This is a genomic window from Candidatus Baltobacteraceae bacterium (assembly GCA_036488875.1).
Lineage (GTDB): Bacteria > Vulcanimicrobiota > Vulcanimicrobiia > Vulcanimicrobiales > Vulcanimicrobiaceae > JAFAHZ01.
This window is the reverse complement of the sequence record DASXGW010000012.1, coordinates 314,071-324,087: the sequence shown is the minus strand read 5'-3', so window position 1 is coordinate 324,087 and position 10,017 is coordinate 314,071. Positions and strand designations below refer to the sequence as shown.

At 63.6% G+C, this 10,017-nt stretch carries 10 protein-coding genes; 7 read left to right on the top strand and 3 right to left on the bottom strand.

Going from position 1 to position 10,017, the window contains the following annotated elements:
- The 5 genes from VGG89_14535 to glmU form a co-directional block, all read left to right on the top strand.
- Positions 1-598: methylmalonyl-CoA mutase family protein (locus tag VGG89_14535; GenBank protein HEY1977766.1), on the top strand; the 598-nt coding region annotated here is incomplete at its 5' end.
- A gap of 27 nt (positions 599-625) precedes the next feature.
- Complete coding sequence (locus VGG89_14530; GenBank protein ID HEY1977765.1) at positions 626-787, top strand: hypothetical protein; 162 nt, start codon at positions 626-628, stop codon at positions 785-787.
- Complete coding sequence (locus VGG89_14525) at positions 753-1,169, top strand: cobalamin B12-binding domain-containing protein (protein HEY1977764.1); 417 nt, start codon at positions 753-755, stop codon at positions 1,167-1,169. The genes VGG89_14530 and VGG89_14525 overlap by 35 nt, the downstream gene beginning before the upstream one ends.
- A gap of 9 nt (positions 1,170-1,178) precedes the next feature.
- Complete coding sequence (gene gltX / locus VGG89_14520; GenBank protein HEY1977763.1) at positions 1,179-2,642, top strand: glutamate--tRNA ligase; 1,464 nt, start codon at positions 1,179-1,181, stop codon at positions 2,640-2,642.
- On the top strand, positions 2,642-4,000 hold the full coding sequence (glmU, locus tag VGG89_14515) for a bifunctional UDP-N-acetylglucosamine diphosphorylase/glucosamine-1-phosphate N-acetyltransferase GlmU (GenBank protein HEY1977762.1): 1,359 nt from the start codon (positions 2,642-2,644) through the stop codon (positions 3,998-4,000). Before gltX ends, glmU begins: the two co-directional genes overlap by 1 nt.
- Here glmU and VGG89_14510 read toward each other — a convergent pair.
- Together VGG89_14510 and VGG89_14505 are read right to left on the bottom strand one after the other, a co-directional pair.
- Positions 3,997-5,001, bottom strand: a complete 1,005-nt coding sequence (locus tag VGG89_14510; GenBank protein HEY1977761.1) for a hypothetical protein — start codon at positions 4,999-5,001, stop codon at positions 3,997-3,999. The two genes, glmU and VGG89_14510, sit on opposite strands and share 4 nt — an antisense overlap.
- 29 nt (positions 5,002-5,030) lie before the next feature.
- On the bottom strand, positions 5,031-6,512 hold the full coding sequence (locus tag VGG89_14505) for a pyridoxal-dependent decarboxylase (protein ID HEY1977760.1): 1,482 nt from the start codon (positions 6,510-6,512) through the stop codon (positions 5,031-5,033).
- 52 nt (positions 6,513-6,564) lie between these two features.
- Between VGG89_14505 and VGG89_14500 the strand changes: the two genes are divergently transcribed.
- Together VGG89_14500 and VGG89_14495 are read left to right on the top strand one after the other, a co-directional pair.
- Positions 6,565-7,668: a GGDEF domain-containing protein gene (locus tag VGG89_14500; GenBank protein HEY1977759.1), complete on the top strand. Its 1,104-nt coding sequence runs from the start codon at positions 6,565-6,567 to the stop codon at positions 7,666-7,668.
- Positions 7,623-8,885 carry a M48 family metalloprotease gene (locus VGG89_14495; protein HEY1977758.1) on the top strand — a complete coding sequence of 421 codons (1,263 nt, stop codon included), beginning with the start codon at positions 7,623-7,625 and terminating at the stop codon, positions 8,883-8,885. The genes VGG89_14500 and VGG89_14495 overlap by 46 nt, the downstream gene beginning before the upstream one ends.
- Here VGG89_14495 and VGG89_14490 read toward each other — a convergent pair.
- Positions 8,882-9,532, bottom strand: a complete 651-nt coding sequence (locus tag VGG89_14490) for a hypothetical protein (GenBank protein HEY1977757.1) — start codon at positions 9,530-9,532, stop codon at positions 8,882-8,884. The genes VGG89_14495 and VGG89_14490 overlap by 4 nt on opposite strands.
- Positions 9,533-10,017 lie beyond the last annotated feature (485 nt).

The following is a 10,017-nucleotide window of genomic DNA, read 5'->3' as shown; positions in this document are numbered from 1 at the left end:
GCTGCACACCAACTCGATGGACGAAGTGCTCGCGCTTCCGACCGAAAAATCCGTCGAAATCGCGCTGCGCACGCAACAAGTACTTGCGTACGAAACGAACGTGACGAACGTGGTCGATCCGCTCGGCGGGTCGTATTACGTCGAAGCGCTTACCGACGAGATGGAGCGCCAAGCCGAGGCGTATTTCGATCAAATCGCCCAGTACGGCGGTGTGGTCGAAGCCATCGAAGCGGGATTCTTCCAAAAGGAGATCGCCGAGGCGAGCTATCGCTACCAGCGATCGATCGAAAACAAGGAGCGCGTCATCGTCGGCGTCAACGCGTTTGTCAAGGATGGCGACGAGCGAGACATCGATTTATTGCGAATCACCGAGGAGACCGAACGCGCGCAGGCTCGCTCGGTCCAGGACGTTCGCAAGAATCGCGACGGAGCGGCTGTGGCAGCCACGCTCGAGCGTCTACAGCGCGCCTGTCGCGATCCCAAAGATAACCTGATGCCGCATCTGATCGACTGCGTGAACGCCTACTGCACCGAAGGCGAGATCGTCGAAGCGATGGTTGCGGTGTACGGCCGTTACACTGAGCGGAGTGTCTTTTAGGGGCTCCAGGAAAGAGAGATAGAATTTATGCCGTGGAGAACCGACATCGAACGTCACCGCGTGCGGCGCACGCTCTCTGAAGTCAAGCGCAAGCTCGAGGAAGCGCTGCGCTTGAGCCGTTCGCAAACCACTAATTCCGCTACGGAAAGCAATAATGCCGGCACGACCCTTACGAATCGTCATCGCTAAAGCAGGCCTCGACGGTCACGACCGCGGCGCCAAAGTCATCGCGCGGGCGCTGCGCGACGCCGGTATGGAAGTCATTTATACGGGCCTCTTTCAGACGCCCGAGCAAATCGTGCAGACCGCGATACAAGAAGATGCCGACGGTATCGGGCTCTCGATCCTTTCGGGCGCGCACATGACGCTGTTCCCGATGGTCGTCGAACAACTCAAGGCGCAAGGCGCCGGTGATATCGTGTTTTTTGGCGGCGGAACGATTCCGCCGGAGGATTCGGAGTCCCTCAAGGCCTCTGGCGTGCGCGCGATTTTCACGCCCGGAGCGCCCTTACAAGAAATCGTCGACTTCGTCGAGAGAGAGTGCGGCCAGCGCCGCGAGCTCGTCGGCTAAGCGAACTTCGTGCGCGTTAGAACCAGAATCGCACCGTCGCCGACCGGCGACCCGCACGTCGGCACGGCCTACGTCGGCCTCGTGAACTACTGTTTCGCCAAGAAAAACGGCGGCGATTTTCTCTTGCGCATCGAAGACACCGACCAAGTGCGCAGCACGGCCGAGAGCGAACGCGCGATCTTCGAAGCGCTGCACTGGTGCGGACTCTCGTGGGACGAAGGACCCGATACCGGCGGGCCGCACGCGCCGTATCGCCAGAGCGAACGAACCGAGATCTATCGTGAGCACGTCGAGCGCTTACTCCGAGACGGACACGCGTTTCGGTGCTTCTGCACGGCCGAGCGCCTCGAGGAGATGCGGGTTGCGCAGCGCGCCGCGCAGCAGCCGCCGCGCTACGACGGTTTGTGCGCGACGCTGTCGCCAGACGAAGTCGAACGGAAGCGCGCCGCCGGCGAGACCTTCGTCGTTCGCATGCGCGTACCGTCGTCGGGCGCTTGCGTCTTCGACGACATGCTGCGCGGTCGCATCGAAATCGAGTGGAAGACCGTCGACATGCAGGTGCTCGTGAAGTCCGACGGCTTTCCCACGTACCATCTCGCGAACGTCGTCGACGATCACCTCATGGAGATCACGCACGTCATTCGCGGCGAAGAGTGGATCAGCTCGGTTCCAAAGCATCTGCTGCTCTACCAGTATTTCGGTTGGCAGGCACCGCAGCTGTGCCATTTACCGCTGCTGCGCAACCCCGACAAGAGCAAGCTCAGCAAGCGAAAGAATCCGACCGGCATTCTCTACTATCGCGAAAACGGGTATCTGCCCGAAACGCTGCTGCACTTTCTCGGGATGCTCGTCGATTCGCGCAACGACGATTCGCTGTTGACCATGACCACGCCGGGGTCGCTGCTCGAAGCGATGTGCGAGCGTTTCGATATCGCGCACCTATCGCCGGGCGGCCCCGTCTTCGATTTGGAGAAGTTGCGCTGGCTCAACGGGCAGCACATTCGCCGTCATACCGTTTCGGAGTTTATGGCGCTGCTCGAGAGCTCGGGTTATCGGTGGCCCGAAGCGATCCCGCGGGGCGCGCGCGAGCGCATAGCCGAGATCGCGCAAGCGCGCATCGAAACGCTCGCCGACTTTGCGCCGCTGGTCGCGTTTTTCGCGCAGCGGCCCGAGCTTGCGAAATCCGATCTGCACGTTCCTAAACTCGACGAATCGGAAGCGAAGCTGGCGCTGACGGCCGCGCAAGAAGAGCTGGCGAGTCTCGACGATCCGAGGTGGAATCAAGCCGCGATCGGCGAGCAGCTCAAAAAAGCGTCGGCCATCGACGGGCGCCGTTTCCGCGATGTCGCACGGTTGTATTACGTGGCGATCACCGGCAGCCCAACGTCGGTGCCGCTGTTCGACGCGATGGAGATCTTGGGCAAGACCGAATCGCTGCGGCGCATGCGGCTGGCGCTGGACGTGCTGGGCTGATGATACGCGCGATCGTTTTGGCGGCGGGCAAAGGGACGCGCATGAAGAGCGCGCGCACGAAGGTGCTGCACGAAATCTGCGGGCGACCCATGCTCTGGTACGTCCTTCGGGCGCTCAACGCTGCCGGTATCTCCGAGATTGTCGTCGTGACCAACGACGAGGTTCATCCGAGAATCGACGAGTTTGGCGTGCGCGGCGTTCTCCAAGCCCAACAGCTCGGTACCGGTCATGCCGTGAAAATCGCGCTCGACGCACTTCCGGCGCAAACCGGCGGCCGGCTCGTCGTCGCCTACGGAGACATGCCGCTCGTGGATGAAGACATCTTCCACGGTATTACCGGCGCGCTCGACGGCGATGCGGCGATGGCGATGGTGACCGTGCAGATGCCGCTGAGCTCGAACTTCGGCCGCGTCGTTCGCCGCGGTCGCGACGTCGAGCGCATCGTCGAAGTTCGCGACGCGTCGGCTGCGGAAATGGCGATCGACGAGATGAACGCCGGACTCTACGCGTTCGACGAAGCGTTGCTGCGCGACGCCGTCACCCGCCTAAAAGACGACAACGCTCAAAAGGAATATTATCTGACCGATACGGTCGCCGATTTCGTCGGACGGGGCCGCCGGGTCGTGCCGGTTCAGTGCGCCGACCGTCGCAACGTTCTGGGCGTCAACGATCGCGTCGAGCTGGCGGAGGCGCGGCGCGAGATGAACGCGCGTCTATGCGCGAAGCACATGCGCGAGGGGGTGACGATCGTCAATCCCGACGTAACTTATTTGGAACCGGAGCTGACGATCGGCCGCGACACGGTCATCTATCCGAATACGTCGATCGGATTGCTTTCCGAGATCGGCGACCACTGCGTCATCGGCCCCAACAGCCGGCTCTCCAACGCACGCGTAGGCGACAACGTCGTAATTCGCGAGAGCGTGGTCGTCGACAGCGCGATCGGCAACGACGTGACCATCGGTCCCTACGCACATCTGCGCAACGATACGGTGCTTGGTGACGGCGTAAAAGTCGGCAACTTCGTCGAGATTAAGAAGTCGAAACTCTCACCCGGCGTAAAAGCAAGCCATCTGACGTATCTGGGCGACGCGGTCGTCGGCGAGGACGCGAACATCGGCGCCGGAACGATCACGTGCAACTACGACGGCAAGGACAAGAATCCGACCGTCATCGGGAAAGGCGCCTTCATCGGTTCCAACAGTTCGCTCGTCGCGCCGCTCTCGATCGGCGACGGCGCGTCGACGGGAGCCGGCTCGGTCGTCACTCGCGACGTTCCGCCGGGTCAGCGCGTCGCCGGGGTTCCCGCGCGTCCGTTGCCGCCCAAGAGCGACGACGTCTCCGACGTCGATCCTTAGTGACTGACGGTGCTCGGGAAGAGCATGTCGAGCGCCGGATCCATCGCTCTCTCTGCCACGTCCACCGCCGACGCGCTGAAGTTCGTGATGCTGTGATGACCGATGTCGGATTCGGCGACCCCGCGCGCGAGGATTTTCCCAGCACAGCTTAACGACGTCACGACGAGCTGCGCGTGAGACCGGCCCGAATACGACGATTGCTCGATGCGCACGCTTGGAACGACGATCGCTTGCGTTCCGCTAGCGCTGCAAAGTTTCTGCGCGTCGGCGACGGCCGTCAGATGATCGATCGGCATACCGGCTTTGACGTCGAGTTTGCGCTGCTGCAATCGCACGAGCATTGAGTGCGTGATGTCGGGCGCACTGGGATCGGCCATGCCGGGCTGTTCGACCGGCACCAGCAAATACGTGACGGAAGCGGCTGCGGGCACGCCGGAAGCGATTGGCGGCGCGGCCGCGGGTGCGGCTGCCGGCGAATCTTCGGGTAAGGTCGCCGTAGATAAGGAACGCGTCGCATCGGCAACCGCCGAGCGGAACGCTGCGTCGACGACCGATCCGAGATTGTTGAGGCCGATTCCGCTAACGCCGGTGCGCGATTGTTCGTTGCTCGCCGTCGTGCTCCAACGGACGGTGCCGTCGCACCCGACGACGTCGAGACGAAAGTCGGCGTGCGTTGGGTATTTCGTAATGGTCCCGACGAACGGGGCGAACGTTCTTTTGACCGTCTGCTGATATCGACCCTCGGGTACCAACAGACCGCGCGCGTCATTATCCGCGCAAAGCTTTGCGGCAGTGGCAACAGCTTCCAGATGATAGATGGGATCGATCGTTTTGAAGGGAACGCCTTGCGCCGTAAGGCCTTTGGTCAGATCGTCGGAAACCCCGGCCGCGAAAGGATCGCTGCTCTGCGGCTCGGCGTAGGGCACGAGTACGAAAGGTTTCGCGGCTTGCGGCGCCGCCGGTGCCGGCAAAACGGCGAATAGCAGAAAGGTCAGCGTCACAAACGCTCGAGCGCATTGCATCCCGCTCCTTAAAGCATGCCGGCAGCGATTTCCTTTAGGGAGTCCAGGAGAAGGCTGAGATCGTCGTCGCGCGTGCGGTGATTCGTAATGTTGACCCGAATCGCGCGCTTATTGGCGACCATCGTGGACGAGGTAACCGCAACTCCGCTCTCCTGCAGAGCGATCACGAGATCGTCGTTAAAGCGATCGAGTTCGGCGTCGCCGTATCCCGGAACGCGGTACCGGAAGCAGACGACGTTGAGCTGAACCGGCGCGAGCAGTTCGAATGCGTCATCGGCGTCGATCAGTTCGCCCAGCCGCTTGGCCTGACGCACGTTTTCCGCGATAGCCTCACCGAGACGCCGCGCACCGTGTTCCTTGACCACGAACCACACCTTGAGCGCGCGGAAGCTGCGCGAAAGGTCGATCGTGTAATCGGTAAACCAGGGCGTCGCCGCCGCCAATCCGCGCGGCATGCGGGTGAGGTACGAAGGCGTCGACGCGAAGGTCGCGCGGTGCACCTCGCCGTCGCGCACGAGAACGCAACCGGCGTCGTACGGCGCGTGCAGCCATTTGTGAAAGTCGAAGGCGATCGAGTCGGCGCGTTCGATGCCGCGCAGCAGCGGCGCAACGCTGGGTGCAAGAATCGCCGTCGCGCCGAACGCACCGTCGACGTGAAACCATAGCCGATAACGAGCCGCGAGATCGGCGAGCGCGTCGAGCGGGTCGATCGCCCCGACGTCGACGCTGCCGGCGTTGCCGACGATCAGGAACGGAACCAGCCCCTGCGCGAGATCAGCTTCGATCGCGCGCTGCATTGCCGCGGGATCGGTTCGATGAAGCGAGTCCGCCGGCAAAACGCGCAGCGAAGCACTGCCGAATCCCGCGATCTCGAACGCTCGCCGAACGCATCCGTGCGTCGCCGTCGACGCATACCCCACCAAACGTTCGGCGCCGAACAGGCCGGTTTCGCGGATTGCCGCACCGCACGCACGCGTGCGCGCGACGACGACCGCGATGAGGTTTGCTTCGGACGTGCCGATGGTCAGCACGCCGCTAGACGTACTCGGAAACCCGAAGAGCTCGCGAAACCACTCGACGACTTGGCGTTCGACGTAGACGGCGCCGTGATCGCGGCCGCCGACGTTCGAGTTCATCGTCGCCGCCAGGAGATCGGCGAGCGCGCCGGTCGGGGTACCGCTGCCGTGCACCCACCCGAAGAAGCGGGGATGGATGTTTCCGGTCGGATACGGCAAGATGTTTTCGACGAATTCGCGGTACACGTCGTCGAGGGGAGCCGGATCGAGCGGCAGCTCGGTGCGCAGGCGCGACTTTACGGCGTCGGGGACCGGCTGCCATACCGGGCGTTCGCGCACGCTTTGCAGATAGTCGAGTGCGTCGTCGAGCGCGGCGTGGCTCAACGCGCGAAACGCATCCCAGTCCTGCGGGTCGAGAATAAGGGCACTCTCCCGTGGCGTGTTTGCGACGACGTCGTTCGTACCGTGGGTCACTTCGGGCTCGTTGCTAGCGCTCCTCGGCCTTAGCCAGTTCCGCGCAAACGCGTTGGCTGCTACGCTGCGCGAGCAGTCGCGCGCGTTGCGTCGCGAGCGATGGCTTCGCGAATCCGCGAACGCGCTTGCCCGTGCCGCGCGACGTTCGAGCGCGGCGGTGCTTGCCGTGCTCGACGAACGCGTGCGCGCGCTCGAGCCACGCGTCGACTCGATCTTAGTCTTCACGGCAGTCGGCGACGAGCTCGCGTGTGCGTACGGCAGCGGCTCGCGCAGCGAGCATTTTCGCCACACGCGGCTGCGGCGCGACGACGCGAGCGCAATGGTTGCGCGGGCCGCGACTTCGCGGTGCCGCGTGGTGTCTTACGGTGACGGTGCGCTGCTCCCGAGTGACCGCTTCGCCGCCGCGGTTCCGCTCTGCGACGGCGACGTGCGCGCCGTCGTCTATGCGTCGTCGTCGGCAGCCGCTGCATTCGACGACGACGCGCTCGTCGAGGCAATCGAAGCGGCGGCGGTTCCGTATGCGACGGCGATCGAACGCGAATCCGATCGTATCGACGCCACGCACGACGGCTTGACGGGTTTGCTATCGCCGCGGGCCTTTCGCCGGCAGCTTCACGAAGAGCTGGCGCGCATGGAACCGGCAGCCGCCGAACGCATCGTTTCGCTGTGGTTCGTCGATACGGATTGCTTCAAGGCCGTCAACGACCGATACGGTCATCCGGCCGGCGACGCCGTGCTTCAAACGATGGCAAGACTCCTCAAAGCGCATCTCGCGCCCGGAAGCGATAGTGCGGCACGTAACGGCGGCGACGAGTTTTGCGCGCTCATCCGTCATGCGAGCAAGAGCGGCGCCGTGGAGCGCGCGCAGCGATTTCTCGAGGCGGTTCGGCGTCACGAGTTCGCCGTACCCGAAACGATGACGGTCAGCATCGGCGTCGCAACCTTTCCGCACGACGCGACGACGTCGAACGACTTGCTCGAACTCGCCGACGGCGCGATGTATCACAGCAAACGCAGCGGTCGCAATCGGGTTTCGTTCGTCGATTCTCCAGGGAGGTACGCGTCGGTGGCAGCAGAGGCCGAAACGAGACCATCGCGAAGCCCCGGACGATGGCTTTCGACGCGCGCCGCATCCTGCTCGGATTCGTCTTCGTAGCGATTTTTTTCGCGTCGCCGGCACCCGCCCTTGCCGCCGTCGACCGGCCGAACGAACTCGACCATCGCGTCGACGCCATTTCGGCGCATGCGCTATTGACGCAACCCGCGATCGTGCTGGTCGACCCGACGCGCCAGGAAGCGGCAGTGCGCCTCGTGCACTTGACGTTGCCGGGTTGGCTTGCGATGGCACTGTTCGAAGTCGTCGCGCTCGCATACTTTTGGAGCACCGGACGCGCGGCCGCGGTTCGCGACCGGCTGCGACGACACGTCGGCAGCGAATGGGGCGTGCGCTTCGCATTCGGTGCGATCCTCGGCCTCATCGCGCGTTGCGCCGCGCTGCTGCCGGCGTTTTATCTCTATCGCGTCGAGCGCGTCATGGGCCTGTCGGTCGAACTCACGCGCGTCTGGGCGCTCTTTTGGATAGGGCACACGATTCTGGCGATGGTCGTCGCGGGACTGCTCGCCGCGCTCGTGCTGTCGCTCGTCGAGCGAACGCACCAATGGTATATCTACACGATCGTGGTCATCCTTGCGGTGAGTCTAGCCTGGTCGTTCGCGAGTCCGTACTTTCAGATTCCGGGATCCGGCGCGCCGGCGCCGGTCACCGGCGCGCTGGGCGCGCAGCTCAACGCCGCCGCCGATCGCGCCGGCCTCCCCGGATTGCCCGTGCTCGTACAGCAATCCAACAGTTCGCCGGTCGATCGCGCCGTCGTCATCGGGCTGGGTGCCTCGCGGCGCCTGGTGCTCACCGATACGCTGGTGGCGGGGAACTCGCCGCCCGAGGTACTGTTCTTGGCGGGCATCGCGATCGGCGAAATCGTCTTGGGCGATCCGATCTATATCGCGCTGATCGAAGGCGGTATCGTGATCGTCTTCTCGGCGCTCGCCGTCGTCATCGCGGATCGCATCGGTTTTCGGCGCGACGACGATCCGCTCTCGCGTTTAGCGCTCGTCGGCGCGCTGCTCGCGTTGATCTATCTCCTGGCGGTGCCCGTGCGTAACGCGTCGCTGCGATCCTACGATCTGGACAACGACCGGTATTCGGTTCGCTTAAACCACGATCGCGTTGCCGCCGTGCGCGCGCTCGTTCGCGAGGCCGATCAGCACATCGAAGAAGTCTGTCCCGAGCTCTCCGCGACGTTGTTCTTGTACGCGCATCCGAGCCCGGGTGCGCGCATCGCCGCCATCAACGGCACCCCGAGCGGTTGTCCCTAAGCCGCTAGCGTAATGCTGCCCGTGACGCGCGTTCCAACGTGCTGCGCGGTCAGCAGCTCGACGATCGTCGCGTGCGGAACGCGTCCGTCGAGAATCTGCGCGACCGGCAAACCGCCGCGCACCCCCAGCGCCGCAGCGCGGATCACGTCGCGCAAATCTTCGGCGACGCGCGCGTCTTGCGCGAGCTCGAGCGCTTCGCTCGGCGTCAGCTCGGCGATGAGCGCGTCGGTTTGCGGATCGGGAACGCCGCCCAACGCGTGAAAGAAGATCGCGCGCACCGCCTCGATCGCGAGCGCGATCGCGCTCGCGACTTCATCCGCCGCGAGCGGCGCGTCGCCGGCGGCAAAAACGGAAAATCCGGTCGGCTCGATCACCGGAACGTATCCGGCGTCGAGCAACGTGGTGAGGATGCCGGTTTGAATTCTGCCGATGCCGCCGGGTGCGTGCGGGAGCATCGCGGCGTCGGAACCGCTCAGAGCGACGGCGGTGTTCGCGCTGCGATTGAGCGCGCGCACGATGTGACGGGCAGCCGCCGGTTCGGGCGCAACGAGGACGGGGCGAATCAGGGCTTCGGTGAGAACGGCGAGATCGTCGAGGAAAGTGGATGCATCGGCCTGCACGCTCGCTTCGTCGACGCGCAGGACCAACGTTTTGCCCGCAAACCTAGCGTCCGTCTCGTTCCCCCCCTTCTTCCCGTATTCGGGTATTCCGTTCTGACGCTGAAGCCAAACTTGCAGCGTCTTCCTGCTTCCCAGCCATGGCCACCACGTCGAGGATTACTCGACGCTGGACCATTGGCCCCTCAGGCTGCCGCGCGTGAGTTCTCTGGGTATCGTGCTAGATTGTACGCGACGTTGCGGTCGCGGTCGGGACGCGCCACAGGATTCACGTTGCCAGACGCGACGAGAAAGGTGAGTGATTCGTTAACACGCCGACATGCCGAACAAATCTTTGAGGACGGAAACCGGCGATCGGCAACGATGACTGTTGATCCTGAGATACGCGATTTATAGCTAGGTCTGTCGACGAAGTTCGAAAAACCGTATGTATGCAATCGACCATGCCAATGTTCTATTAGGTAGCATTCCTCTAACGCGGAGGTCCTCGATGACTATGCACTGGTAACGCATAG